Below are 26,082 nucleotides of genomic sequence, written 5' to 3' on the forward strand. Positions count from 1 at the left end.
CCTCAGCCCTTCATCGGCACGGCCGGCGGCGCCGTCTCGTCCGGGGTGAGCACCTTCTGCGACTCCGCCTTCATCGCGTCGCCGGTGCCGCTGAGCTTGGCCTGGAACATCGGCTGGAGCAGCGCGTGGTCCTCGGCCCGGACCGTCATCTTGCCCTTGACCCCGTCGAAGCTCCAGCCCTCCAGCGCGGTGACCATCTTGTCGACGTCGTCACCGCCCTCCTGCACCGACCGCACGATCATCTGCGCCGCGGTGAAGCCGTCCGGGTGGAACAGGTCCAGCACCCCGCCGGGTACGGCCTGCTTCGCCGCCTGCGCGGCAGGGTTGTCGGCGGCGCCGTCGAAGAAGTGCGACAGGAAGGAGATCTTGGTGCCGGCCGCCCCGAAGGTCGGCCAGGAGGCCCGGATGTCCAGCCCGGTGACCACCGTGGTGGAGCCGAGTACGCCCTGCTGGTCGAGGGTCTGCCACATCGCCGGGGCGGTGGTGCCGGCCCAGGCGACGAAGAGCAGGTCCGGCTTCGCCGCCGTCAACTGGCTGGCGAACGGGGTGAAGTCGGTGGCGCTGGCCGGGGCGAGCACGCTGCTCACGGTGGCACCGGCACCGCCGATGACCGCCTTGACCGCCGCCTCGTTGCTCTTGCCGAACGCGCTGTCCTGGGCGAAGACCACTACCTTCTTGCCGGTCGCGTCGCCGATGAAGGACTTCGCGGTCTGCACGTCCTGGTACGACTGCCGCCCCGACCGGAAGGTGTACTTGTTGACCCCTGTCGCCCCGTCGGTGGCGGCCGGCCCGGAGATGAAGAGCACCTTGTTCTGTGCGGCGATCGGTGCGACCTGGAGCGCGACGCCGGAGGCGGTCGACCCGGCGAGGATCTTGTAGCCCTTGCCGATCAGGTCCTTCGCCGCCGAGACCGCCTTGGCGGGGTCGCCCGCGTCGTCGACCTCGGTCACCTCGACGGTACGGTCACCGATCTTGTTGGTACCGTCGGTGGCGTACGCCAGCCCGGCCCGGAACCCTTCGATGTACTGCTTGCCGTAGCTGGCCAACGCCCCCGACTGGGAGTAGACCAGCCCGACCTTGACCGGTGCGGCGCTGTCGCCGCCGCCGTTCGCGGTCTCCTGCGGGCTGCCGCAGGCTGTCGCGGCGAGCGCACCTACCAGCAGCGTGGCGGCGGTGACAAGTACCCGCCGTGTTGTCCGGACCGTCATCATCGCTCCACGTGAGGTGAAGGTGGGAGAAGCATCGTCGGCCCACGGTAGAAGTGACGTCCCGCACGTGCTATGTGGCGGCAACCCACAAGTAACCGGCAGGGGGTGGCCGGCGCAGCCAGGCGACGATCCCAGCGACGGTCCTACTTCGGACCCTTGCCCTTCGGCGGCTTGGCCGGGCCCTTGCCCTTCGGGCCAGGGCCCTTCGGCCCGGCACCCTTCGCGCCGCTGTCCTTCGCACCGGCGGCAGGTGCGGGCTTACCGGCGGGGCGCTTCGGCGAGGGCGAGGTCGCCGGTGCCACCGCGCCGACCGCGCCGCCGGCCGCCGCACCACCGGTGTCGCCCGGCACGCTGGAGACCCGGGCCGCGCAGGCGGTCTCGTCGAGCTTGAACTCGACGGGCAGCGGGTTGCTGCCGGCGTGGCTGCCGACCAGCCCGAACCGCGTCGCACCACCGGCCGGCAGGGCCATCTCGGCGCCGGCCGCAGGGCGGAGCAGCACCTCGCGGCCCTGCTGCTGGGACTCCGGCGACGGGTTGCGGGTGAGCACCTGATCGGCGGGGAAGGCGAAGCGCAGCGTCCAGTCCCGCACCGCCGTGGCGCCGAGGTTGGTGACCGTGACCTCCGCCTCGAACGACCGGCCGGTGTCCGCGCGCAACACATAGTCGACCCGGCACGGGGCACCGCCGCCCATCGCCATCGGCGTCACCCCGTCGGTCGAGGTCGAGCCGTTGGCGGCACCCGCCCAGACCGCCCCACCCACCGCGAGCAGGCCGACGCCGACCGCGGCGACCCGGACCCGGTTGCCGAGCCGCGCCGCCGGCCTGCGCAACCGGGCCGACAGTGGCAGCGGGTCGGTCGTCGACCGGGGCAGAATCGCGGTGTCGGAGTGCACGAGCGCGACCGGCTGGCGCTCGACCGGCGCCGCGTCGTCCTCCGGTTCGGCCTGCCGGGGCGACATGGCGAGGGTCGAACCGGCCGTCACCGGCAACACCACCCCGGCCGCCCGGGCCAGGGTACGGGCCAGCTCGGCGCTCTCCGGCCGCTCCTGCGGCGCCTTCACCAGGCAGCGCGCCACGATCTCCGCCACCTCGGGCGGCAGTCCCGGTACCGGGGGCATCGGCGCCGGCTCGTCGTAGAGGTGCGCCCGCAACGTCTGGGTACGGGTCGACGCCCGCCACGGCATCCGGCCGGTCATCGCCCGGTAGAGCAGCAGGCCGAGCGCGTACACGTCGGTGGCGGGACAGACCTCGCCGAGGTTGAGCCGCTCCGGCGCCACGTACGCGGGAGTGCCGTAGAGCCCGCCGTCGCCGTCACCGTCCCGCTCGCCGACAAGCGCCGAGATCCCGAAGTCGACGACCTTGGCGCCCATCGCGGTTAGCATGACGTTGCCCGGGGTGATGTCGCGGTGCACCACTCCACGGGCGTGCGCGGTGGCCAGCGCCGCCGCAACCTGTGCGCCGAGCACCGTCGCGTCCCACCACGGCAGGGTGCCCTCGCGGTCGAGCCAGGTCGCCAGCGTCTCGCCGTCGACCAGTTCCATCACCACGTACGGCACGGTCCGGCCGTACCGCACCGACTCGCCGTAGTCGTAGACACCTGTGATGTGCGGGTGGCAGAGCCGGGCCGCCGCTCGGGCCTCGGCGCGGAGCCGGTGCCGGAAGGTCCGGTCGGTGGCGAGTCTCGGTGCGAGCATCTTCACCGCCACCGGTCGACTCAGCACCTCGTCGTGGCCCCGCCAGACCACGGACATGCCGCCCTCGCCGAGTTCCTCGATCAGCCGGTAGCGGTCACCTACCAGCTCCGTGCCGTACTGCTGCGACTCGCCCCACCTGCCCCACCCGGTCATGAAGATCTCTCTTGCCCGTACGACGCCCGGCTACACCTGCCGGAGGGGATTCATGCCCTCGACGGACATTTGGGCGCAGCGCCGTCGGCACCGAGGCCGAGCGGTGGCTCAGGCGGTGGCCAGGAGTTGGTCGACCGGGGCGTACTCGTCGGTCAGCACCATCGCGTCGTCGACGAACTCGTCGAGCGCGGCGCCGGAGAGCACGGTGACGGGTTCCTCGGCCGAGGTGATCAGGCGTTCGCGTACCTCCTGCACCGGCAGCGGACGGTCGGAGGCGAGGACGACGAAGTTCGCGCCCTGCGAACCCGCGAGCGCGGCCGGCGGCGCGATCAGGGCGACGTGCGGGAACTCGGCCGCCACGGTGGCCACCTCGGCCCGGATGAAGCGCAGTGGCGGGTGGTCGATCACGTTCATCGCGTAGATGCCGCCGGGGCGGACCACCCGGCGGACCTCGGCGGCCATCTCCCGGGTGGCCAGGTGCCAGGGCACCACCAGGTGCCCGAACGCGTCCCCGACCACCAGGTCGGCGCTGTGCGTGGCCCGCTCGCCGATCAGCATCCGGGCGTCGCCGACCCGGGCCACCAGCTCCGGGCCGGTCCGCACCTCCAGCTCGCGGCGGCCCAGCTCGACCAGCTCACCGTCGATCTCGTAGACCTCGCTGCGGGTGCCGGGCCGGGTCGCGGTCAGGTAGCGCGGCATGGTGAAGCCGCCACCCCCGAGGTGTACGGCCGAAAGCGGTGCCCGGGCCGGCGCCATCACGTCGGCCACCGCCCCGATCCACTTGGTGTACTCGAACTCCAGGTGCCCGGGGTCGGCCAGGTCCACATAGGAGTGCCAGGCCGAGTTGAGCACCAGCAGCCGGCCAGTGGAGTTGTCCGGATCCGGCTCGACCGAGGCGCAGTGGTACGCCGTCTCCACGTCGCACGGGGTCGGCGCGACGGCGGTGAGCGAGGCACCGGCCAGGCCGAGCACGGCCGCGGCGGCGGTGAGCCGGGACGCCTTCGGCAGCGCGCCACGGACCTGCCGGCGCAGGTAGCCGGCGAGCGCCAGGCCAGTGACCCCGAGCAGGACCGCCAGGCCGATGATGATCACGGTACTCGGCAGGGCGGCGACCAGCACGAAGCCGGTACCCAGGGTCGCGGTGATCGCGCCGAGCGTGCCGATGCTGGAGAGCCGTCCCACCACCTGCCCGGTCTGCCGCAGGTCACCGAGTTGCAGCTTCACCACGAGCGGGGTGATCGAGGCGAGCAGGGCCGCCGGCAGAAAGATCGCCAGCGCGGTGAGCAGCAGGATGCCGACGGCGGCACCACCGCGCAGCACCTCGCCGGCGTACCTGACGATCGGCAGGGTAAGCGCGGTGCAGATCCCGGCCAGCACCAGCGCCGGGGCGAGCAGCCGACGCGGGTCCCGACGGTCGGCGAGCCACCCGCCGATCCAGGCGCCGTACGCGATCGCGGCCAGCGCCACCCCGATCACCGAACTGGTGACCTGGAGGGTGACCCCGACGTACGGGCCGACGAGGCGCAGCGACGCCGTCTCCAGGACGAGTACCGCACCGCTGGAGACGAAGACCAGGGCGGCGGCCAGGCCGGTCGGCAGGGCCCGGGCCGGTGACCCGGGCGGCTCGTCGGCGACGGTGGCGGTGTCCGCCACCTCAGGTGGTGAAGAGTCCATCGCAGCGATGGTACGCATCCCACCTGCGGCCCCGGGCTACAACATCGACAGGTGAACGTGGTTCGTGTGGTCGGAGGCCGGATCGCCGTTGCCGTTGTACGCCCGCCACCCGTTGCCGGGCATCCAGATCTGCCTGTACCAGATCACGTAGAGCACACCGAGCCGGCTGGCGTTCTTGACGTAGAAGGCGGCGAGGTTGTTGCCGTAGGTGCGGTCGCCGCCGCTCGCGTCGACGTTCTCGAATCCGCCGGGTGCGGCGGAGAAGTCGCAGGCCCGCCCCTTGGGGTGCTCGCCTCCACCGCCGCTGCGGTGGCAGGAGGCGTGCCGCTTGAAGCCGTTGGCCTTGGCCTGGTTGAGCGCGTGCAGGGTGCGCGGCGTGATGCACCCGTTCGTGGTCGGGTCGGCGATGCTGCACGACTCCTTGGGCCAGGAGCCGTCGGAGTTGCGCGGTGCGGGCTTGGCCAGCGGCGAGTTGGCGCTGATCAGCCCGCCGGACGGGCCGCCGCCGACGGCGGCCAGGGCGCGTTCGGCGTCCTTCTTCTTGCGGGCGATCACCTCGACCTGCCGCTGCTGCTCCCGGACCTCGGCGTCGATCGCACTCTTCGCCCGGGTCGCCTCGTCCAGCGACTCGGCCAGCTCGCGGAGCTTGCGGTCGTCGCGCTGGGCCAGCACTTCGAGCCCGGCGGCCCGCTCGACGAACGACTGCGGCGAGGCGCTGTTCAGCAGGGCCGAGATCGGGGTGAGCCGGCCCCGGCGGTAGGTCTCGGCGGCGATCACCCCCACCTCGTGGGTGAGGGTGGTGACCCGAGCCTGGACCTCCTTGAGCTGCGCGCCGAGCTGGGCCTGCCGCTTCTTCGAGCTCTCCAGCTTGGCGGTCGCCTCGATGTGCCCCTTGGAGGCGGACTCCAGGGCGTCCCGGAGCTTCTTGGTGCCACCCTCGTCGCCCGGCGAACTGGGCGCGGCGGCCGCCGGGGTGGCGGCCGTGCCGACCAGGGCGGGCAGGCCGGCGAGGAGCGCGGCGGCGACGATCAGCGCCGTGAATGGACGCCGCAGCCGGGCGATGGCCGTTGTGCGCACGAAAGTCGTTCCTTCCGTAGGCCGCCGACCCGCAGGGTCCACACTGACCAGTGAACCGTTCTCGACCTTCCCTGCGCTCCCTGCGGATCGCGAGGTCGGGCGCGGTGCGGAAGCGCCGCGCCGTGCGGGTTGAGAAAGGTTCGTTCGGCGGCGGCCACCGCCGGCACCCTCGACGGTGCCACCTGGCGGAGACCGCCGGTCAGCCTACCGGAAGCCGGCCGCGCTGTCGGCCCACGTACGAGGTGCCGCAATATCACAGGAAAACGGAAGATAACTGGCGAACGGCCATTTTCGACCGACTCGTCGTCGACCGAGTCGCTGTCGGCGGAGCGCTGCGGTCAGGGGCCGGCCAGCAGGGCCTCGTGCACGGTGTCCCAGATCGACTCGTTGGCGGCCACCAGCAGCCCGGTCCGGCCGTCCGCCGGGTCGTACGGGCTGCCGTCGAGCCGCCGGACCACCCCACCGGCCTCCTCGACCAAGAGCGCTCCCGGCGCGTGGTCCCAGGGCAGCGTCCGCCAGAAGATCGCGAACTGCTGTCGGTTCTCCACGATGTCCGCGTACTCCTGACCAGCACAGTGCTGCCCGTGCAGCACCACACCGATCCGGTCCGCCCCGGCGGCCACCCGCCCCTGGAGTTCCACCGGCAGGAACCGGGTCGCCACCACCCCACGCAGCGCCTTGGCCGCGAGCGGCTCGGTGGTGGTCCGCACCGGCTCACCGTCCCGGTACGCCCCGCCGCCGGCCTGGGCCACCAGCAGGCGGTCCGCCATCGGGTCGAGGATCCAGGCCGCCTCGGTACGCCCGGCCCGCCGCCACGCCGCCATCACCGCGAACGGCTGCCGGCCCGCCGCGAAGTTGGCCGTACCGTCCAGCGGGTCGACCAGCCACACCTCGGCCGGCCCGCTCAGCCGGTCCAGTACCGCCGCATCGGCCGCCACACCCTCCTCGCCGACCACCTCGGAGCCCGGCCGGAGCCGGCGCAACCCGGCGTCGATGATCTCCTCGGCCCGTTGGTCGGCGACCGTCACCACCTCGCCGGGAGCCTTCTCCGAGATGTCGGAGTCGGCGAGGTGCCGGAACATCGGCAGGACGGCGTCGGCGGCGGCCCGGCGGAGCAGGTCCCCCACCTCCGCCAGGAGCCGCGGATCGGGATCAACCACGCGGCGGAAGCTTCACGACGCTGACGAAGAACTCGTCGATCTGCCGCACCACCGAGATGAACCGCTCGAAGTCGACCGGCTTCGTCACGTACGCGTTCGCGTGCAGTTGGTAGCTGCGCAGGATGTCCTCGTCGGCCTGCGAGGTGGTCAGCACCACCACCGGGATCCGGCAGAGCTGCTCGTCCCGCTTGATCTCGGCCAGCACCTCCCGACCGTCCCGGCGCGGCAGGTTCAGGTCGAGCAGGATCAGGTCCGGGGGTACCGCGTCGGCGTACTCACCCTCCTGGCGCAGGTAGGCCAACGCCGCCGCGCCGTCGGAGACCACGGTCAGCCGGTTGCGCAGCTTGTGCTCCTCGAAAGCCTCCTGCGTCATCAGCACGTCGCCCGGGTCGTCCTCGACCAGCAGCACCTCGATCGGGCTCTTGCCGTCCGCCGGTGCCGTCATCGGCCCCTCCTCGTCGATCCACTCATCTGTCAGACAGTCTGCTTCATGTCGTCGGCCGGCCGGGCCGACTCACCCGCCGGTGTGGCCCCGGCCTCGCCCTCGCCCTCGGCCGGTGCCTCGGCCTCCGGCGCGGCCGGGGTCGACTCGGCCTCCTCCGCGCCCGAGGGCTCGGACGGCTCGGCCGACTCCCGCAGCTCCGGCGGTACCGGCAGGGTGAACCGGATCATCGTGCCCTCGGTGACCGCGTCGGGATCGACCCAGACCCGGCCACCGTGGTACTCGACGATCTTCTTCACGATCGCCAGCCCGATCCCGGTGCCCGGATAGGCGTCCTTGGCGTGCAGCCGCTGGAAGATCACGAAGATCTTGTCGGCGAACTCGGGCTCGATACCGATCCCGTTGTCCTGGCAACTGATCTCCCACTCGTCGCCCACCTGCCGGGCCGAGACGTGCACCTTCGGCGCGACGTCCGGGCGGCGGAACTTGAGCGAGTTGCCGACCAGGTTGGCCAGCAGGTTGGTCAGCAGGGTCTCCTCGCCCCGGATGACCGGCAGCTCAGACCAGGTCAGCTCGCCGCCGACGTACCGCCGGGTCGGCTCGGTCTGGCCGGCGACCTCGGTCATCACCGCGTTCAGGTCCACCTCGGTGAAACCACTTGTGAGCCGGCCGATCCGGGAGAACGCCAGCAGGTCGTTGATCAACCGTTGCATCCGCTGCGCCCCGTCGACCGCGAACGCGATGTACTGGTCGGCGCGCTCGTCGAGCTTGCCCGCGTACCTGCGTTGCAACAGCTGGCAGAAGCTGGCCACCTTGCGCAGCGGCTCCTGGAGGTCGTGCGAGGCCACGTAGGCGAACTGCTCCAGGTCACGGTTGGACCGGACCAGTTCCTCGGCCTGCCGCTCCAGTTGGCTGTTGACCCACTCGATGCGTTCCCGCGCCTGCCGTACCTCCTCCAGGTCGGCGGCGATCCGGCGGCGCATCCCGTCGATGTCGCCGGCCAGCGCGGCCAGTTCCGGCGGGCCGACCTGCTCGATCTCCCGCCGGTACGCCCCGCCGGCCACCTCCCGCACCTGGCTCGCCAGCGTGGTTACCGGGCCGATGACCAGCCGGTTCAGCGAGGTCATCAGCGCCAGCCCGGCCAGCACCACCACTATCGCGGCCAAGATCAGCAGCAGCACCAGGGTGTTGCCTGTCGCCCGTGCCTTCCGGGCGACGCTGTTGCGCAACTCCAGGATCGAACCCTGCATCGCCTCCACCTCGGCGCGCAGCTCGGTGAAGCGGGCGCCGGTCTGGGTGGTCAGGTGCGCCTGCGCGGCCTCCGGCCCGCTGCGCACGGTCAGCTCGATCGCCGGCTCGGCCACCGTCTGCCGCCACTGCTGGGCGTGGTCCCGCACCGCGTGCAGCTCGCGGCGGATCTCCGGGTGGTCGCCCAGGAGCGCGTCCATCGAGGCGATCAGCGCCGTCTCCCGCTTGACCCCCTCCCGGTACGGCGCCAGGTCGGCGTCGTTGGCGGTGACCGCGTAACCGCGTACCCCGGTCTGCTGGTCGACCAGGGCGCTGAGCAGCGCCTGACCGTCGGTGCGCAGCGGACCGGTCTTGGTGAGCAGCGTGTCCAGGTGCTGCCGGTTACTTGTGGCGACCACCGCGGCACTTACCGCCAGCAGGCCGAGCACCACCCCGACGACCACGCAGAGTACGGCCACCCGGCGCCGCAGCGACCAGCGAACCCGTGCCTTCACCGCCCCTCCCCCCGGCTCACCAGCAGCATCGCCACGTCGTCGGAGAGCGGACCGCCGTTGTGCTCCTCGGCCCGCTCCACCAGCCAGCCGGGCAGCTCCGGCAGGCCGACCCCACGAGCCCGCGGATCACCCACCAGTCCGCTCAGCCCCGGCACGTCCAGCCGCTCGTCGCCGTCGCCGATCCGGCCCTCGATGAGCCCGTCCGTGTACATCAACAATGACCAGTCCTCGCTGTCGAAACGCAGCTCGTGTGCGACAGGCGGCCGGGGCCGTACGCCGAGCAGCAGCCCGTGCGGGGCCGGCACCGGCGCCACCCGGCCCCCGGCGAGCAGCAGCGGCGGCGGATGCCCGGCGAGCCGGACGGTGGCCCGGTTGCCGGCCAGGTCCAGCCGGACGGCCGCGACGGTGGCGAAGATCTCCCGCCTCGACCGCTCGCTCATCAGCACCTGCTCCAACGCCGGCAACACCTGTTCGTCGGGGACCCCGGCGAGCACCAGGGCGCGCCAGGCGACCCGGAGTTCGACACCGAGCGCCGCCTCGTCGACGCCGTGTCCGCAGACGTCGCCGACGATCAGGTCGATCCGGTCCGAGGAGGTCTGCACCACGTCGTAGAAGTCGCCGCCGATCAGCGCCTCGTGCCGGCCGGGGCGATAGAAGGGGTGCACCTGCACCAGGTCGGTGTCGATCAACGGCTGGGGCAGCAGGCCACGCTCCAACCGGGCGGACTCGGCCTGGCGCAGCTCCACCTCGCGCAGCCGGCGGGTGTTCTCGTCGGCCCGCTTGCGCTCCACCGCGTAGCGCAGCGCCCGGGCCAGCAGCACCCCGTCGACCTGGCCCTTGACCAGGTAGTCCTGGGCGCCCTCGGCGACCGCGCCGATGCCGAGGTGCTCGTCGGAACGGCCGGTCAGCACGCAGACGGCGGCGTTGCTGGTCATCCCGAGCACCTGGCGGAGCCCGTCCAGGCCCTGCGCGTCCGGCAGGCCAAGGTCGAGCAACACGCAGTCGACGCCCGCAATCTTCGACCGGGCACTGTTCAGGCTGTTCGCGACGAGCAGGTCGATCCCCTCGCCGGTCTCGGCGAGCAGCTCGCCGACCAGGAAGGCGTCGGCGTCGTCGTCCTCGACCAGCAGCACCCGCAGCCGCTCCCTCGGCGGCAGTTTGGCGTGTCGCCCGAGCCCGCCGTGCGGGTACGACGGCGCGGGCACGACAGACGACCCGGTCACCAGGCCGCCCCCAGCCATCCGGTCACGACGCCTCCTCGCTCCGTTTCTCGCCGCCCCGACCGTTCCGTTCCAGCACGGGGTCCTCCACACCCCGTCTGGTCGTACCCGGCCCACGACGATCCGCGCCGATCCTGTACCACCCAACGCTGCCGCACAACACAGGTAGCGCCGGCACGGTACCCGGATGTCACCTGGGCGCTTCCGCCGATCCGGGCGCGTCCCGCAGTCGTACCCGTTCGGCCTGGTCCGCGATCACCTCACCGAGCACACCGTGTAACCGGCCGCAGTCGAGACAGTGCAGATTCTCGTCCAGCCGTCGGCCCCCGCAGCCGGCGCAACGGCCCCGGTCGACCGGGTCCCGGTAGCCGGCCAGCGCCTCGGCCAGAGCCCGGGCCAGATGCGGGGTGAGCGCGATCGTCCCGGCGTCGCCGCCCGAGCGCACATCGACGACGCCGACCGGCGCCGCCTCCGGCTCCGGGTCGTACGGCGCCACCCGGTCGACGAAATCCCGCAGTACGGCGACAGGGTCGGTCACTCGGTACGTGGACATGGGTATCACGCTATGCGACCGGTTGCCAGCCGGGTGACCCGGCCGCCCAGCCAGCGGCACAACCGCGATGATGGCAGTCGCTGCCGACCCCTGGAGGCACCCGTGCCCAGCCCCGACACCCCCCGCTCCCCCGTCGACCTACCCGCCTCCGAACGGGCCCTGACCCGGCCCCGGCACCGGCTGACGGCCGCGCTGGCCGCCCTGGCCGCGCTGGCGGCGGTCGGCACGCTCACCGTGCTCGGCGTGGGCACGCCCGACCCGGCCGGTCTCGACGCGCCGGCCGACGAGTTCAGCGCGGACCGGGCGTACCAGCATCTCCGGACGGTCGCGGCGGAGCCGCACCCCGCCGGCAGTCCGGCCGCGGAACGGGTACGCGGCCACCTGGAGCGCACTCTGCGTGATATCGGTCTCACCCCGGAGTCGCAGGACACCGTCGCCGAGGAGGCCGGGCAGCTCAGCGGCGGGGCGGGCGGGGCGACGCTGGCCCGGGTACGCAACGTGATCGCCCGGATCCCCGGTACCGATCCGACCGGCCGGGTCTTCCTGGTCGCCCACTACGACTCGGTACAGGTCGGGCCGGGCGGCAACGACGACGGGGCCGGCACCTCGGCACTGCTGGAGGTGGCCCGCGCGCTGACCGTTAGCGAGCGCCCCCGCAACGACGTGGTACTCGTCTTCACCGACGCCGAGGAGGCCTGTCTCTGCGGCGCCTCGGCGTTCGCCGCCGACCATCCGCTGGCCGCCGACGGCGGAGTGGTGCTCAACCTGGAGGCGCGGGGCAGCACCGGTCCGGTGATCATGTTCGAGACCTCGCTGCGCAACGCCGGCCTGGTGGAGGTCTTCGGCCGGGCCGCGCCGTACCCGGTGGGCACCTCGTTCGCGGTCGAGGTCTACCGGCTGCTGCCCAACGACACCGACTTCACCGCCTTCCTCGACCACGGCTTCACCGGGCTGAACGCCGCCTACATCGACGGCGCCGCGCTCTACCACACCCCGCTGGACACCCCGGCCAACGTCGACCGGGGCAGCCTGCAACAGCACGGTGCGAACGCGCTCGGGCTGGCCCGGGAGTTCGGCGCGATCGACCTGACCCGGCTGGACGCCGACGGGGACGCCACCTACTTCCCGCTGCCCGGCGGGCTGGCCCGGTACCCCGGCTGGCTCACCCTGCCGCTCGCGCTGCTGGCGCTGGCCGGGGTCGGGGTACTCGGCTGGGCCGTCCGGCGGCGGGGACGGGCGAGCTGGCCCGGGCTGGCCGCCGGGTTCGGGTTGGCGCTGCTGCCGATCGTGCTCGCGCCGGTCGGGGCGCAACTGCTCTGGGCCGGGATCACCGCGATCCGGCCGGGCTACGCGACGCTGCTCGACCCGTACCGTCCACTGTGGTATCGACTGGCGGTGGTGGCGCTCGCCGTGGCGGTGCTGCTCGGCTGGTACGCGCTGACCCGTCGACGTGTCGGCCCGGCGGCACTCGCCGTCGGCGGGCTGGGCTGGCTGGCCGTACTCGGGGTGCTGCTCGCGGCCGTGGCCCCCGGCGGGGCGTACCTGGCCACCCTGCCGGCCCTGGCCGGCGTACTGGCCGGGCTGGCCGCCCTGGCCGTACCCCGCAACGGCCCCTGGCCGGTGGTCGCGGTGACCGCCGGGGCGGCGGTCGGGGTACTCGTGCTGCTTCCCACCGTCGTGCTGCTCTTCCCGGCCCTCGGCATGGCGATGGGCGGGGTCGGCGCGTTCTTCACCGTGCTGCTCGGGCTGGCCGCGCTGCCCGTGCTGGACCTGCTGCACCCGGCGGCCGGCGGTCAGCGCGGGATGGCCGCGCTCCGGGCCCGGCGGCGCGGCGCGCTGCCGGCGCTGGCCGCGCTGCTCGGCGCCGTGCTCTGCGCCGGCACCGGCCTGGCGGTCGACCGGTTCGACGCCGCACACCCGGTGCCGACCCACCTGATGTACGCGCTGGACACCGACACCGGCACCGCGCGCTGGCTCAGCGAGGAGACCGACCCGCAACAGTGGACCGACGGGTACGTCGACGGCCCGACCCGGATCGGCGACACCTTCCCGTTCTTCGGCGACGAGGAGTTGCGCGCCGGCCCGGCCGAACCGGCAACCCTGCCCCCGCCCCGGCTCGACCCGCTCGGCGACGTCACCGAGGCCGGGCTGCGTACCCTGCGGGTCCGGCTGGTCCCGCAACGGCCGGTACGGTTCGCGGCGCTGCACGTCGACCCGGCGACCGCCGAGGTCGTCTCGGCCCGGGTCGCCGGCCGCGACGTCCGGGTCGACGGCCCGGAGCCGTTCGGTGTGGTGTTCCACGCCCCGCCGGCCGAGGGGATCGAGATCGAGCTGCGGGTGCGCCCGGCCGGAGGCGGCCCGGTACGGCTGCGGGCGATGGACGCCAGCGACGGCCTCGCCGCACTGCCCGGCTTCCGGCCGCGCCCGGCCGGGGTCGGGGTCGTCGGATCGCACAGTTCGGAACTGGTCGCGGTGGCCCGGACATATCCGCTCTGAACCGAACGCCGGGCTCGATGTGACGCCGGGGGCGGGTCCGGCGCTCTATTGAGCGAGATGAGTGGTGAACGACCGGGGCCGCCCACCGACGAACGCCTGCCCCACGGTGGGCGGTTCCGGTCGCCTGAGAAGTTTGCGATCCGGCACGAGCCGGCGGGACGCCGGGCGGCCGGGTCGAGGACCCACCGACCCACAACGGGCCAGGTGCGGTGGGGCGGCCCCCGGCCGGCGGTCTCCCGCCGACCGGGGGCATCGCCCCGGCGGACCGCGTCAGGGGAGTCAGTGCCGGTGCCTGCCGGCGTCCCCGTTGTCCTGGTCGGCGATGAAGGCCGCGATCCAGGCCAGCGGGGCGTTCCAGTTGATTGTCAGCTCGTTCGTCGACCAGGACTCGATGTCGTCGATGTAGCAGAACTGCGGCGCGCAGCCGCGCAGCTTCTGCTGGGCGACCGGGTCCTGGATGGCCGAGTTCGGGCCGCCGGAGAGGGTTCCCCGGGGCGGGTTGGGCAGGTCGGGGTTGAGCTGGCGGGCGTACCAGCGGCTGTGCTGGTTGCGCGAGGCCACCTCGCCGTACCCGGTCACGTACGACTGGTTCAGGGCGTTGCGGCCGAAGATGTAGTCCATCGTCTCCAGCACGCCGTCCCGGTAGCGCACCTTGCCGGTCAGGTCGAACGCGGTGGCCAGCACGATGGCGTTGTTGACGATCAGGTTGTTGGAGCCCCAGTCGAAGAGGTTGTCCGACGGGTTGTACGGGATGCCGTACGGGTGTGCCTTCAGGGTGGCCAGGTAGCGGTCGGCGCCCTGGGCGACCGAGGCGCGTACCCGGGCCCGGTCCGGCAGGTTGTTCGGCACGGTGGCCAGTTGCAGCCGGCCGAGCGCGGCGGTGTTGCCCCAGTCCATGCCCCGCTCCCGCCACACGTCACCGGTGTGGTGCGGCGAGCGGAGCAGGAAGTCGCGGTACTCCTTCGCCCCGGTGCTCAGGTAGAGCTCGGCGGCGGCCCAGTAGAACTCGTCGGTGACGTCGTTGTCGTTGTACGCACCGCCGCCGTTGGCGTCGGCCGGGTCGGCGTACCGCTCGGGGTTGGCCCGCGCGGCGGCCCAGGCCGTCTTCGCGGCGGCCAGGTTCCGCTCGGCGAACCTCCGGTCGTACGGCTTGAAGACCCGGGCCGCCTGTGCGGCGGTGGCGGCCAGGTTGAGCGTGGCGGCGGTGGAGGGCGGGTGCAGTTCGCGCCGCTTCTCGTCGAGGTGCGGCAGCAGCGGCAGGCCGGTCCACGAGTCGTCGTGGATCTTGTGGTGGGCCATTCCGGCCAGCGGCTTGCCGGCCGGCACCTGCATGCTGAGCAGGAACTCCTGCTCCCAGCGCGCCTCGTCGAGGATGTCCGGCACCCGGTTGCCGCTCTCCGGCAGGGCCAGGGTGCGGTCGCCGAGCCGCCAGGGCTGGGCGGTGCGGGCCCGGGTGGAGCGCTCGTACTCGCTCATCAGCTGGTGCACCGAGATGCCGCCGTTGACGACGTACTTGCCGTGGTCGCCGGCGTCGTACCAGCCGCCGGAGACGTCGAGGGTGTAGTCGCAGACGCCGGGCTGGCAGGGTACCGAGGTGTCGCCCTGGTTGGGTGCCACCCCGACGTGTCCGGCCGGGCGGCCGTAGCCGGGGCGGAGCGCGTCGGAGATCTCGATGCCGCTGCGCTGGGTGTAGTAGAACTTCAGCGCGTCGGTGCGAAGCTGCTCGTAGAAGTCGGCGCCGATGTCGAACGGCCGGCTGGTCTCGCCGTCGGCGGTCAGCGTGTAGCCGGTGCCGGGCCGGGTGAAGTGTCCGAAGTCGATCGTGTGCACGTTCTGCCCGGAGGAGCGATCCAGGCCGCGCGGCGTCGTCCGGCCCTGCTTGACGAGCCGGCCGGCCCTGTCGCGGAGCTGGAAGGGCAGCGGGCTGGTCGCCTCGGTGACCACGGTGGCGTTCTTCGGCCCCTTCGGCAGGTAGCCGACCTGGTTGACCCGGACCCTCGGGCCGGTGTCCGGGACGTAGACGTCCGGCTCGGCGCCGCCGGTGAGCGAGATGTTGTCCAGGCAGATGGTCCAGGGTTCGGCGCTGCCGCCGAGCTGGAAGACGACCTGGGCGTTGGGCAGGTCGACCGGGGAGGTGAAGGTGTAGGAGTACTCGTTGCCGGAGACGCTCAGCTCGGGGCTGGCCGACAGATACTGCGTGTACGGGTCGACAGGCAACTGGACCAGCGCCCGGCCGACCTTGTTCGGAGTGGCCTGGCCGAAGAACCGGAACTGGTACGACTCACCGGCGACCAGCGCGACGTTGTCCTGGCCGATGATCACGTCCCAGGGGTTGATCGTGCCACCCGGTATCCCGGCACAGAGCTGGCCGGTGCTGGAGTCGAGGGTGAGGTTGGCGGTGCCCCACCAGGGGGCGTGGCCGTTGTCGAAGGTGCCGTTGACGATCTGCTCCGGCGCCTCGTCGCCCGGGGCGGCGACGGACGCGACGGGTGTGGTGAGCACTGTGGCGGCCAGGGCCGCTACGGTGGCTGCGGCGAGTGGAACCGTACGCGGCGAGCGGGGTCTGAGCACGTCATTCCTTCCGGTGGGCGCGGTGACCGGTGGCCGGCACCGCCGGGCGGGGTGGTACGACGTGGACCAAGATCTATGGAAGCGCTCCCAGTCCGAGAATACCGGGAGATTGACATCGAGTTTCGTGCCTGTCAACCGGCTCCACCCGAACGCGGCCGCGGCTGACCGCGATAAATCCCGTCGAAGCAGGACAGCCCGCCTCCGTCCACCCCGGACGACCGACCGATCGGCCGACCGACCACCAACCGACCGCCGCCCGGCAGCCGCGACGGACGATCGACCGGCACCGGCGATGGACGATCCGCCGGCACCGGCGAACGCACCGGGCGAACCGCTTGTCAACCCGGCCCGGCCGGCCATCACCACCAGGCGGAACCCTTCGGTCACTCACAGTAGTCACCAAAGATCCCCGTCGAATGAACTCCCAGGTCTGCGCGAATTCGGCTGCCCGCTCGACCCGAAGTTCCACCACCGACGGTAATTCGCACCCGCAATTTCCAGCCCGCACGTCCGTCGCCCAATCCGTATTGACGTGTCGAGCCGTCGACCGGCGCCTCCGCAAGCAGGTATCCGGCAACAGGCGAACACTCGACGGGTAAGACCTCCGTTAATATGGCCTAATGGCAACGTCCCGACGGCCCGACGTTCTGGTTATCGGTGCGGGCGTCATCGGACTGTCCACAGCGGTCCGACTCGCCGACGCGGGGCTCGCGGTCCAGATCCGGGCCGCCCGACCCCCGCAGGAGACCACCTCCGCCTCCGCCGGGGCGAGTTGGGGGCCGTACGAGCTGACCGACGAACGCGTCCTGCACTGGAGCGAACAGACCCGGCTGACCCTGGAGAAGATCGCCGAGGACCCGGCGGCCGGCGTACGGCTCGTCCGCGGCCTGGAGGTGGCACCCTTTCCACTGGAACCACCGGCCTGCGTCCGCAACCTGAGCGACTTCGAACTCTGCACCCCGGAGGAACTTCCACCGGGCTACGTCAATGGTTGGCGTTACACCAGCCCGATCGTGAACATGCCGGCCTATCTGGAATATCTCACCGAGCGCCTGATCGGTCAGGGCGGCGATATCGAAATCGGCACCATCGGCTCTTTCAAGGAACTCGCCGGGGCCGCCGGAATACTCGTGAACTGCACCGGACTCGGTGCCCGCTATCTCGTCCCGGACGACCAGGTGTTTCCCACCCGGGGTCAACTTGTGGTCGTCGACAATCCCGGAATAGAGACGTTCTTCCAGGACTGGGCCGAGCACGAGGACATGACCTACATCCTGCCGCACGGCAACCACGTCGTACTCGGCGGCAGCGCGACGCCCGGCTCGGAGGACCTCACGCCGGACCCTGCCCGGGCAGCGGCGATCGTCGAACGCTGCGCCGCCGTGGAGCCGCTGCTCCGGGGCGCCCCGATCCGGCGCATCCTGGTCGGGCTCCGGCCGAGCCGGTCCAGCGTCCGGATCGAACGCGATCAGGTCGACGGCAATGTCCTCATCCACAACTACGGTCACGGCGGCTCGGGGCTCGCCCTTTCCTGGGGATGCGCCGACGAGGTGCTGGCGCTGAGCGAGTTGGCCTGACCCGAGCCGCAAATTCGCCCGTCGGCGAATGGAGCTCGGAAATGCCCGGACGAGGGCCCGAGCCGTCCTGCGGGAAGCAGACCGCGAAGGCGCCGATATCTGACTGACAGCGCGCGACGCGCTGTTACACGATGGCGTGAACGACAGCCGGCCCGCGCCCGATCGACCGCCGCCGAAGAGTCAGCCCCGGCACAGGAGAGGCACGGTGAGAAACCCATGATCCGCAAGTACGGCAAGGCTCTCGCCGCCGTCGTCGGGGCGGCGCTCACGGTCGCGTACGGCGCGCTCTCCGGAGACCAGCGCATCGAGCCGGACGAGGCGGTGCAGATCGCCATCGCCGCCGCGACCGCGGTCGGGGTCTACCTGGTGCCACTGACCCCGCAGTACCGGTGGGCCAAGACCGCCGTCGCGGTGGTGCTCAGCGTGCTCCAGGTGCTGGCCACGGTGATCCTCGGTGGGCTGGACTCCAACGAGTGGATCGCGCTGCTGCTGGCCGCGCTGACAGTGCTCGGCGTCGGCGCGGCCCCGGCGGTCTCCACCAACGGCACCAGCAACTCGGCGCCCCGCCAGCCGACCACCCCCACCACCAGGCAGCCGGCCTGACCCCCCGGAAGGCTGGCGCTTCCGTAGCCTGGTGCGGTGCGATTCGGGGTGTTGGGGCCGCTGGCCGTCTGGACCGACCATGGTGAGCCGGTCACGATCCCCGGCCGGAAGGTCCGGGCCCTCCTGGCCGACCTGCTGATCTCGGCCGGACGCCCGGTCTCGGTGGACCGGCTGGTCGAGGACCTCTGGGGTACGGCGGCACCCGCCGACCCGACCGCCGCGCTGCACGTCCGGGTCTCACAGCTACGCCGGGCACTGGCCGGGGCCGAGCCGGGCGCCCGGGAGCTGCTGGTCTCGCAACCGCCCGGCTACGAGCTGCGAACCGCGCCCGAGGCGGTCGACGCGGCGACCTTCGCGGCGCTGCTCGGGCAGGCACAGGCGACCGACGATCCCGGTACCCGGGCCGGGCTGCTCGCCGACGCGCTGGCGCTGTGGCGGGGTACCGCGCTGGCCGACTTCGCCGACGAGGAGTTCGCCCGTACCGCCGTCGCCCGTTGGGAGGAGCAGCGGGTCACCGCCGTGGAGGCGTACGCGGAGGCACGGCTCGCGCTCGGCGAGCACGCCGAACTCGTCGGCGAGTTGACCGAGCAGGTCGACAGGCATCCGTACCGGGAACGGCTGCGGGCGGCGCACATGCGGGCGCTGCACCGGTCCGGCCGGACGAGCGAGGCGCTGGACAGCTTCCAGGAGTTGCGGCGTGGCCTCGCCGACGAACTGGGACTGGATCCGGGGCCGGAGCTGGCGGCGCTGCACCGGGCGATCCTCGCCGGTGACCCGGCCGAGGAGCCGCCGGCACCGGCCCGACGGCGGTTGCGGACCGGCTCCGCGCTGCCGGCACCGGTGACCGAGCTGATCGGCCGTGACCACGCCGTGCGGCGGGTACGCGAACTGCTCACCGCCGGCCGGCTGGTCACCCTGACCGGGCCGGGTGGGGTGGGCAAGACGAGCGTGGCGACCGAGGTCGCCCGGTCACTGGCCGAGACGTACCCGGACGGGGTCTGGCTGGTCGACCTGACCACCTGGGACGCCTCGGGTGACCCCGCCGAGCCGATCCTCGCCGTGCTCTCCATCTCGGACGCTGCGGGCGGCGCGGAGCCGCCCGGCGAACGGCTGGCCACCGCCCTGCGGGAGCGGCGGATGCTGCTGGTGCTGGACAACTGCGAACACGTCGTCGAGCCGGTCGCCGGGCTGGTCGGCGAGCTGCTGTCGGCCGCACCCGGGCTGCGGGTGCTGGCCACCAGCCGGGAGCCGCTGCGGCTGCGCGGCGAGGCCCGGTGGGAGCTGCCGCCGCTGGACCTCCCCGACACCGACGACCCGGACCGGCTGGCCCGGTCCTCCGCCGTACGGCTCTTCCTGGCCCGAGCCGGGCTGGACCCGACACCGGAGACGGTCGCCGGGGTGGCCGAGGTCTGCCGGCGGCTGGACGGCATCCCGCTGGCGCTGGAACTGGCCGCGACCCGGGTACCGCTGCTCGGCGTGACCGAGCTGGCGGCCCGGTTGCAGGTGCCGCAGGACCGGTTCGGGCTGCTGGCCACCGGCCCGCGCGACGCCCCGACCCGGCAGCGCACCCTGGCCGCCGTGATCGACTGGAGCTGGCAACTGCTCAGCGAACCGGAGCGGGTCGTCCTGCGCCGGCTGGCCGTGCACACCGGCGGCTGCACGCTGACCGCCGCCGAAGCGGTCTCTGCCGGGGACGGCACGCCGGCCGGTGCGGTGCTGGAGCTGCTGGCCGGACTGGTCGACCGTTCCCTGGTGGTACGCGCCACCGGGCCGACCGGCGGCGACGGGCCGCGGTTCCGGCTGCTGGAGTCGGTCTCCGCGTACTGCCTGGGCCGGCTGCGGGAGGCCGGCGAGGAGGGGATGCTGCGGCGCCGGCACGCCGACCACTACCTGGCGCTGGCCGAGCGCGCCGACCCGGAGCTGCGCGGCCCCGGCCAGCGGGAGTGGCTGGGCCGGCTGGACGCCGAGGTCGCGAACCTACGGGCCGCCGCGGAGACGTTCCGGCGCGAGGGTGCGGCCGAGTCGGCGCTGCGACTGGCCACGGCGCTGGTCTGGTACCGGTTCCTGCGCGGCCGGCTCACCGAGGCCCGCCGCGCGCTGGCCGGCGCGCTCGGCGTACCCGGAGAGGTGTCGGACCTGGTCCGGGCCGGCGCCGAAGCGTGGCACGCCGGCCTGGCGATCCGGCAGGGTCAGGCCGGGCCGGAGCTGGCGGCGGAGGTGCTGCGCGGCTACGACAAGGTGTCGGACCCGCTCGGCCGGGCTCGCGCGCAATGGTTCCTCGCCGCGTCGACGATCGACTTCGGAGACCTGGGCAGCACCGGCGAGCTGCTGGCCCGGGCGCTGGAGACGTTCCGGGCCGTCGGGGACCGGTGGGGCGAGGCGGCGGTGCTGAGCACCCGGGCGATGCTCGGACACATCCGGGCCGACCCGGCCGCGCTGGAAGCCGACGCCCGGCGCGGCGCCGAACTCTTCGCCGAACTCGGCGACGACTGGGGCGTGCTCCAGGCGGACGACTGGCTGATCGGCCTCGCCGACCTGACCGGCGACCGGGACGAGGCGGCCCGGCTGAGCCAGCAGGGCCTGCGGATCGCCGAGGAGCTGGGACTCTGGTCCGACGTGGCCGGCCGGTTCGGCTGGCTCGGCTGGATCTCGGCGCAGCGCGGCGACCACCCGCGCGCCCTGGAGTACGCCGAGCAGGCGCGGCGGCTCTCCGCCGAGCATGGGCAGCGGTCCGGAGAGGTCTTCGCCACCCTCACCCTCGCCTTCGCCGCCCGGCACGTCGGCCGGCTCGACCTGGCCGAGCAGCACCTGCGCTGGCTGCTCGACACGGGCCGGCGACAGCAGACCGGAGACGGGCACCCGCCGTACCTGGCGATGGTGCTGATCGAGCTGGGACTGCTGGCCGGCGAGCGCGGTGATCCGGCGGCGGCCCTGGACCGGCACCGGGAGGCGTTCGACCTGGCCCGGGAGCAGGATTCCGGACCCGAGATGGCGGCCGCGCTGGCCGGGATGGCCGACGCGCTGTTCCGGGACGGACGGGCCGGGCTGGCCGGGCAACTGCTCGGTGCCGCCGACGCCGCCCGTCGGGAGTCGGAGCACCGGCTCGCCGACCCGCACCGGTTCGAGCTGGACCGGCTCACGGCGGCGGTCCGGCAGGCCACCGGGCCGGACTTCGACGCCCTGTTCGCGCGGGGTGCCGGTCTCACGACGGGTCAGGCCCGGTCCCTGGTGGACGGGGACCGGGCCTGAGGTCGACCTATTTGGGTACGTAGATGTGCACGACGATGCCGGAGTCGAACCGGTCGATGTCGGCGAGCTTCAGGTGGGTGGTGTCGAATCCGGCGCCCTCGAAGAGGTGCTTGCCGGCGCCGACGATCACCGGGAAATACCAGAAGTGGAACTCGTCGACCAGGCCGTGCTGCACCAGCGTGCGGTCCAGCTCGCCGGTGCCCCACTTCACGATGTTCCGGCCCGGCTGCTCCTTGAGCTTGGCGACCTCCTCGGCCACGTCACCCCCCAGCAGGGTGGCGTTCCAGGTGGTCTCGGTGAGGGTGCGCGAGGCGACGTACTTCGGCATCGCGTTCATCGCGTCGGCACCCGGGTCGCCGGCCCGGGAGGACCACGCCTCGGCGAACCCCTCGTAGGTCACCCGGCCCAGCAGCAGGGCGTCGGCCGATTCCATCAGCTTCTGGGCGTAGCCGTTGTGGTCGGCGTCCCAGTACGGCTGGCCCCAGTGCTGCGGCTCCGCCCGGGAGGCCGTGGACGGGCGGGTGTCGTCGATGATCCCGTCCAGCGAAACGAAGGTCGACTCGATGATCTTGCGCATGGTCTCTGCTCCCTGTGGTCCCTGCCGGCGCTTCCCGTTGCCCGCCGCCTTGATGACCTCACTCTGCCGCCGAGCCCTTACGGTTTCCTTCCGCCCGCCCTACCGTGCCGCGAGCCGTGGCTACAGTGTGGCAACGTCCGTGGTCTACGGTGCGTTCCGTGGCTGACCTGACCCTGCGGGCGGCGGACGCCGCCGACGTTCCCGGCGTACTCGAGTTGTGGCGAAGGGCGGCGGAGGACGCGCACCGGCCCGCCGACACGGCAGCGGCGGTACGCGGCCTCGTCGCCCGTGACCCCGGCGCACTGATCCTCGCCGTACGCGACTCGGCGCTGGTGGGCAGCGTGATCGCCGGCTGGGACGGGTGGCGGTGTCACCTCTACCGGCTGGCGGTGGCGCCGGAGTGTCGTGGCCAGGGGGTTGCCCGGCTGCTGGTGGAGGCGGCGGAGGAACGGTTCCGGCAACTCGGCGGGAGCCGGGGCGACGCCATGGTGCTCGACGACAACGCGCTGGCACACCCGACCTGGCGGGCGCTGGGCTACCAGCCGCAGGCCGAGTGGTCGCGCTGGGTCAAGCCACTGTCGACGACATGATCCGGGCGCCGACTCCGGTCCACTTCCAGTGCTGGCCTACTTGCAGCTCGGGTCTATTTCCAGCGGAAGTGCACGAAGAGGCGGCCGAAGTTCTTGGAGTCCTTCTCCACCCGGTGGTAGAGCTGCTTGATCTCCTTCTGGTCGAGGAAGCGCAGCACCCGCTTCTTGAGCTGCCCCGACCCCTTGCCCGGGATGATCTCGACCATGGTGGCCTTCTTGGCCACCGCCTCGTCCATGATCCCGCGCAGCGCCCGGTCGATGTCGTGGCCCTTGTTGAAGATGTCGTGCAGGTCGAGCTTGAGTTTCATCGGCGGGTCACCGGCCGGGCAGCGTCCATGGCACCCGATCGTAGGGGCAGCGGTGCGGCCGCCCCCGGCCAGTTCGTCGCCCGGGTGACCATCTGCGTCACCCGGGTCGCCGTCTCCCTCGCCCGGGTCACCGTCGACCGCCGACCCGGGTCTCGACGCGCTCCAGGGCGATCCGGTAGTCGTCGTTCTCCGCGTACATCGCGGCGGCGATCCGGAGGTGCCGGAGGGCTTCAGCCGGGCGACCGACCCGCTCCAGGGTGCGGCCCAGCACGTGGTGCGAGTAGTGGTCGCTCGGGTCGCGCTGCACCAGCGTGCGCAACTGCTCCTCGGCCCGGGCGAGCTGGGCCGTCTGGAAGTACGCGCGGGCGAGCAACTGACGTACGGAGGCGTTGTCGGGCTCGGCCTCGACGATGGGCTCCAGCAACCGGGCAGCTCCGGACGGGTCCCCGGTCTCGAAGTACATGGTCGCCCGCCGGTACTCGGCCAGAAGATCCACTAGACCCACCTCCTCGTGTCGCGACTACTTCCCCTCGACGCTGGCACAACACCGCCAGTACCGCGACTGTTCCGATCTACGGAATCCCGACGATCCGCTGTGGTGGTTCGGGGGTGTACGTACCGGAATGGGCAGGTAGGAAGGCAGCGGACGAGGGTGGGTCAGCGCCAGCCGGGACGCAACTCCCAGGCGCGTACCCCGCCGATGATGCCGGCGCTGTTCGGCACCACCACCACGTCGTCGCCCATCCGGGCGAGCTGTTCCGGCCGGACCAGTCGGGAGTTGCCACCGCCCAGATAGAGCCGGTCCCAGAGGAAGACCGGGCGCAGCCCGTCCACCACGCCTCGGACCCGGCGGGACCAGAACGCGTCGCCGAGCCGGCGCCGCTCGTGTTCACCGATGTAGGTGTCGTAGCTCATCCCCCACCGGACCGGCGCCTGCGACAGCTCCAGGTGCGGGGCGAGGCGCCCCCCGTCGAAGAGCGCGCAGCCCAGGCCGGTGCCGAGGGTGAGCACCAGTTCCAGGCCGGTCCCGGCGACCACCCCGGCGCCGTGCACCTCGGCGTCGTTGAGCACCAGGGTCGGCAGCCCGAACGCGTCGGTGAGCGCGGTGCGCACGTCGAAGCCCGACCACTCGGCGACCAGTTCCGGATCGGGCCTGGTACGCGGCCCGGCCCGGGTGACGTAGTGCGGGGTGGCCACCACCACGCCGTGCCGGAGCATCCCGGGCATGCCCACGGTGACCCGGTCCGCCGCCGGCAGCCGGCCACCGAGCGCCAGCAGCGTCTTGACGAAGAGCGCGGTCGGCAACGGGTACGGGGTCGGCACCCGCAACGGCCGGGTACGCATCGTGCCGGCGTCGTCGAGTACGGACGCCTTGATGCCACCGCCGCCGCAGTCGATCGCCAACGTGGTCATCACAGCATCAGTGTGCTCCTCCACCCGGGGTCGCACCTGCCCGGTCGGACAGCACGGACGGATAGCATCTGAGGTCTGATGAGCGCCACACTGATCGCCAAGGACCTCGCCGCCGGACACGGCGACCGGATGCTCTTCGCCGACCTCGAACTCGTGATCGCCCCCGGTGACGTGATCGGGGTCGTCGGGGTGAACGGCGCGGGCAAGTCCACGCTGCTGCGTACCCTGGCCGGCCTGCAACCGCTCGAACACGGCACCCTGGCCCTCAACCCGCCCTCGGCGAGCGTCGGCCACCTGCCGCAGGAGCCCGACCGACGCCCCGGCGAGACGGTCCGGGCCTTCCTCGGCAGGCGTACCGGGGTGACCGCCGCGCAGGCCGAACTCGACGCCGCGACCGAGGCACTGACCGACGGCGTCGCGGGCGCCGACGACCGGTACGCGACCGCGCTGGAGCGCTGGCTCGCCCTCGGTGGCGCCGACCTGGCCGAGCGGGCCGACCAGATCGCCGCCGAACTGGGCCTGGCGGTCGACCTGGAGCAGCCGATGACGGCGCTCTCCGGCGGCCAGGCGGCCCGGGCGGGACTCGCCTCGCTGCTGCTCAGCCGCTACGACATCTTCCTGCTCGACGAGCCGACGAACGATCTGGACCTGGCCGGCCTGGACCGGCTGGAGGAGTTCGTCACCGGGCTGCGCGCCGGCACGGTACTGGTCAGCCACGACCGCGAGTTCCTCACCCGGACGGTGACCCGGGTCCTCGAACTCGACCTGCACCAGCAGCAGGTACGGCACTACGGCGGCGGCTACGCGGCCTACCTGGGGGAGCGTGAGGTGGCGCGCCGGCACGCCCGCGCCGACTACGAGGAGTACGCCGACACCCGCGCCACGCTGGAGGCCAGGGCCCGGTCCCAGCGGGCCTGGATGGAGAAGGGCGTCAAGAACGCCAGGCGGAAGGCGACCGACAACGACAAGATCGGCCGGAAGTTCCGGGCCGAGGCGACCGAGAAGCAGGCCGCCAAGGCCCGGCAGACCGAACGGCTGATCGAGCGGCTGGACGCGGTCGAGGAGCCGCGCAAGGAGTGGCAGCTCAAGATGGAGATCGCCGCCGCGCCCCGGGCGGGTGCGGTGGTGGCGGCACTGCGTGGTGCCCTCGTCCGGCGCGGCGACTTCACCCTCGGACCGGTCGACCTCCAGGTGGACTGGGCGGACCGGGTGGTGATCACCGGCGCCAACGGCTCGGGGAAGTCGACGCTGTTGGCCGCCCTGCTGGGCCGGTTGCCGCTGGACGAAGGGCACGCCTCGCTCGGCCCGGGCGTGGTGGTCGGCGAGGTCGACCAGGCCCGGGGGCTCTTCGTCGGCGGGGAGCCGCTGCTGGACGCCTTCGGTGCCGCCGTACCGGAGCTGAACCCGGCCGACGTACGGACCCTGCTGGCCAAGTTCGGGCTGCGGGCGGCACACGTGTTGCGACCCGCCGACACCCTCTCGCCGGGCGAGCGGACCCGGGCCGCGCTGGCCCTGCTCCAGGCCCGGGGCGTGAACCTGCTGGTGCTGGACGAGCCGACCAACCATCTCGACCTGCCCGCGATCGAGCAGCTCGAATCGGCGCTGGAGTCGTACCCGGGAACCCTGCTGCTGGTCACCCACGACCGCCGGATGCTCGAGACGCTCCGGGCCGACCGGCACGTCCGGGTCGACGGCGGCCGGGTCACCGAAGCCTGACCACGCCCGGCCTGCTCCGGCCCGCTGCCCCGGTGCCGCCCCCGGCGGCGGGGTCGGCG

At 72.6% G+C, this 26,082-nt stretch carries 20 protein-coding genes; 6 read left to right on the plus strand and 14 right to left on the minus strand.

What is annotated here, in order from left to right:
- Positions 1 to 2: 2 nt before the first annotated feature.
- From CLT71_RS18755 to CLT71_RS18795, 9 genes are all read right to left on the minus strand, one after another.
- Positions 3 to 1,208 (minus strand): substrate-binding domain-containing protein, encoded by a 1,206-nt coding sequence (locus CLT71_RS18755; RefSeq protein WP_101371574.1) that lies wholly within the window; start codon positions 1,206 to 1,208, stop codon positions 3 to 5.
- A gap of 143 nt (positions 1,209 to 1,351) precedes the next feature.
- Positions 1,352 to 3,055 carry a serine/threonine-protein kinase gene (locus tag CLT71_RS18760; protein ID WP_101368254.1) on the minus strand — a complete coding sequence of 568 codons (1,704 nt, stop codon included), beginning with the start codon at positions 3,053 to 3,055 and terminating at the stop codon, positions 1,352 to 1,354.
- A 108-nt stretch (positions 3,056 to 3,163) separates the two neighbouring features.
- On the minus strand, positions 3,164 to 4,729 hold the full coding sequence (locus CLT71_RS18765; protein WP_199187636.1) for a fused MFS/spermidine synthase: 1,566 nt from the start codon (positions 4,727 to 4,729) through the stop codon (positions 3,164 to 3,166).
- A gap of 36 nt (positions 4,730 to 4,765) precedes the next feature.
- Complete coding sequence (locus CLT71_RS18770) at positions 4,766 to 5,806, minus strand: VldE C-terminal domain-containing protein (protein WP_101368256.1); 1,041 nt, start codon at positions 5,804 to 5,806, stop codon at positions 4,766 to 4,768.
- A 338-nt stretch (positions 5,807 to 6,144) separates the two neighbouring features.
- A complete protein-coding gene (locus CLT71_RS18775) occupies positions 6,145 to 6,966 on the minus strand; it encodes an inositol monophosphatase family protein (RefSeq protein ID WP_486483337.1) in 822 nt (273 codons plus the stop codon).
- A complete protein-coding gene (locus CLT71_RS18780; protein WP_101368257.1) occupies positions 6,959 to 7,411 on the minus strand; it encodes a response regulator in 453 nt (150 codons plus the stop codon). The genes CLT71_RS18775 and CLT71_RS18780 overlap by 8 nt, the downstream gene beginning before the upstream one ends.
- Positions 7,412 to 7,440: 29 nt before the next feature.
- Entirely contained in the window at positions 7,441 to 9,150 is a 1,710-nt protein-coding gene (locus CLT71_RS18785; RefSeq protein ID WP_101368258.1) for an ATP-binding protein, read from the minus strand.
- Positions 9,147 to 10,391, minus strand: coding sequence for a SpoIIE family protein phosphatase (locus tag CLT71_RS18790; RefSeq protein ID WP_101368259.1), 1,245 nt, complete (start codon positions 10,389 to 10,391; stop codon positions 9,147 to 9,149). The genes CLT71_RS18785 and CLT71_RS18790 overlap by 4 nt, the downstream gene beginning before the upstream one ends.
- Positions 10,392 to 10,560: 169 nt before the next feature.
- Positions 10,561 to 10,923, minus strand: a complete 363-nt coding sequence (locus tag CLT71_RS18795; RefSeq protein ID WP_101368260.1) for a hypothetical protein — start codon at positions 10,921 to 10,923, stop codon at positions 10,561 to 10,563.
- A 102-nt stretch (positions 10,924 to 11,025) separates the two neighbouring features.
- On the opposite strand from CLT71_RS18795, the gene CLT71_RS18800 reads away from it, so the two are divergent.
- Positions 11,026 to 13,419 carry a zinc-binding metallopeptidase family protein gene (locus CLT71_RS18800; protein ID WP_486483338.1) on the plus strand — a complete coding sequence of 798 codons (2,394 nt, stop codon included), beginning with the start codon at positions 11,026 to 11,028 and terminating at the stop codon, positions 13,417 to 13,419.
- Positions 13,420 to 13,698: 279 nt separating this feature from the next.
- On the opposite strand, the gene CLT71_RS18805 is transcribed toward CLT71_RS18800, so the two are convergent.
- Entirely contained in the window at positions 13,699 to 15,990 is a 2,292-nt protein-coding gene (locus CLT71_RS18805; protein WP_101368262.1) for a glycoside hydrolase family 9 protein, read from the minus strand.
- A gap of 620 nt (positions 15,991 to 16,610) precedes the next feature.
- Between CLT71_RS18805 and CLT71_RS18810 the strand changes: the two genes are divergently transcribed.
- From CLT71_RS18810 to CLT71_RS18820, 3 genes are all read left to right on the plus strand, one after another.
- The gene (locus CLT71_RS18810) at positions 16,611 to 17,567 is read left to right on the plus strand and encodes an FAD-dependent oxidoreductase (protein WP_101368263.1); all 957 of its coding nucleotides are present in this window, start codon (positions 16,611 to 16,613) and stop codon (positions 17,565 to 17,567) included.
- Between the two features lie 216 nt (positions 17,568 to 17,783).
- Positions 17,784 to 18,170, plus strand: coding sequence for a hypothetical protein (locus CLT71_RS18815; protein ID WP_101368264.1), 387 nt, complete (start codon positions 17,784 to 17,786; stop codon positions 18,168 to 18,170).
- A 36-nt stretch (positions 18,171 to 18,206) separates the two neighbouring features.
- On the plus strand, positions 18,207 to 21,419 hold the full coding sequence (locus CLT71_RS18820; RefSeq protein ID WP_101368265.1) for a BTAD domain-containing putative transcriptional regulator: 3,213 nt from the start codon (positions 18,207 to 18,209) through the stop codon (positions 21,417 to 21,419).
- A 7-nt stretch (positions 21,420 to 21,426) separates the two neighbouring features.
- Here CLT71_RS18820 and CLT71_RS18825 read toward each other — a convergent pair whose 3' ends face one another.
- On the minus strand, positions 21,427 to 21,996 hold the full coding sequence (locus CLT71_RS18825) for a dihydrofolate reductase family protein (protein WP_101368266.1): 570 nt from the start codon (positions 21,994 to 21,996) through the stop codon (positions 21,427 to 21,429).
- 158 nt (positions 21,997 to 22,154) lie between these two features.
- On the opposite strand from CLT71_RS18825, the gene CLT71_RS18830 reads away from it, so the two are divergent.
- Positions 22,155 to 22,586 (plus strand): GNAT family N-acetyltransferase, encoded by a 432-nt coding sequence (locus CLT71_RS18830; protein ID WP_199187637.1) that lies wholly within the window; start codon positions 22,155 to 22,157, stop codon positions 22,584 to 22,586.
- A gap of 53 nt (positions 22,587 to 22,639) precedes the next feature.
- On the opposite strand, the gene CLT71_RS18835 is transcribed toward CLT71_RS18830, so the two are convergent.
- The 3 genes from CLT71_RS18835 to CLT71_RS18845 form a co-directional block, all read right to left on the minus strand.
- Complete coding sequence (locus CLT71_RS18835; protein WP_101368268.1) at positions 22,640 to 22,894, minus strand: Smr/MutS family protein; 255 nt, start codon at positions 22,892 to 22,894, stop codon at positions 22,640 to 22,642.
- A gap of 127 nt (positions 22,895 to 23,021) precedes the next feature.
- Complete coding sequence (locus tag CLT71_RS18840) at positions 23,022 to 23,390, minus strand: tetratricopeptide repeat protein (protein ID WP_101368269.1); 369 nt, start codon at positions 23,388 to 23,390, stop codon at positions 23,022 to 23,024.
- 161 nt (positions 23,391 to 23,551) lie between these two features.
- Entirely contained in the window at positions 23,552 to 24,310 is a 759-nt protein-coding gene (locus CLT71_RS18845) for an ROK family protein (protein WP_101371576.1), read from the minus strand.
- Between the two features lie 75 nt (positions 24,311 to 24,385).
- Here CLT71_RS18845 and CLT71_RS18850 point away from each other — a divergent pair, with 75 nt between their 5' ends.
- Entirely contained in the window at positions 24,386 to 26,023 is a 1,638-nt protein-coding gene (locus CLT71_RS18850; RefSeq protein WP_101368270.1) for an ABC-F family ATP-binding cassette domain-containing protein, read from the plus strand.
- Positions 26,024 to 26,082: the final 59 nt, after the last annotated feature.

This window comes from Plantactinospora sp. CNZ320, assembly GCF_002846275.1.

Coding starts and splice junctions, on each gene's coding strand:
- CLT71_RS18795 (WP_101368260.1), bottom strand. CDS start 10,923: ATGTCCACGTACCGAGTGACCGACCCTGTCGCCGTACTGCGGGATTTC.
- CLT71_RS18810 (WP_101368263.1), top strand. CDS start 16,611: ATGGCAACGTCCCGACGGCCCGACGTTCTGGTTATCGGTGCGGGCGTC.
- CLT71_RS18790 (WP_101368259.1), bottom strand. CDS start 10,391: ATGGCTGGGGGCGGCCTGGTGACCGGGTCGTCTGTCGTGCCCGCGCCG.
- CLT71_RS18835 (WP_101368268.1), bottom strand. CDS start 22,894: ATGAAACTCAAGCTCGACCTGCACGACATCTTCAACAAGGGCCACGAC.
- CLT71_RS18825 (WP_101368266.1), bottom strand. CDS start 21,996: ATGCGCAAGATCATCGAGTCGACCTTCGTTTCGCTGGACGGGATCATC.
- CLT71_RS18850 (WP_101368270.1), top strand. CDS start 24,386: ATGAGCGCCACACTGATCGCCAAGGACCTCGCCGCCGGACACGGCGAC.
- CLT71_RS18760 (WP_101368254.1), bottom strand. CDS start 3,055: ATGACCGGGTGGGGCAGGTGGGGCGAGTCGCAGCAGTACGGCACGGAG.
- CLT71_RS18780 (WP_101368257.1), bottom strand. CDS start 7,411: ATGACGGCACCGGCGGACGGCAAGAGCCCGATCGAGGTGCTGCTGGTC.
- CLT71_RS18815 (WP_101368264.1), top strand. CDS start 17,784: ATGATCCGCAAGTACGGCAAGGCTCTCGCCGCCGTCGTCGGGGCGGCG.
- CLT71_RS18765 (WP_199187636.1), bottom strand. CDS start 4,729: ATGGACTCTTCACCACCTGAGGTGGCGGACACCGCCACCGTCGCCGAC.
- CLT71_RS18755 (WP_101371574.1), bottom strand. CDS start 1,208: ATGACGGTCCGGACAACACGGCGGGTACTTGTCACCGCCGCCACGCTG.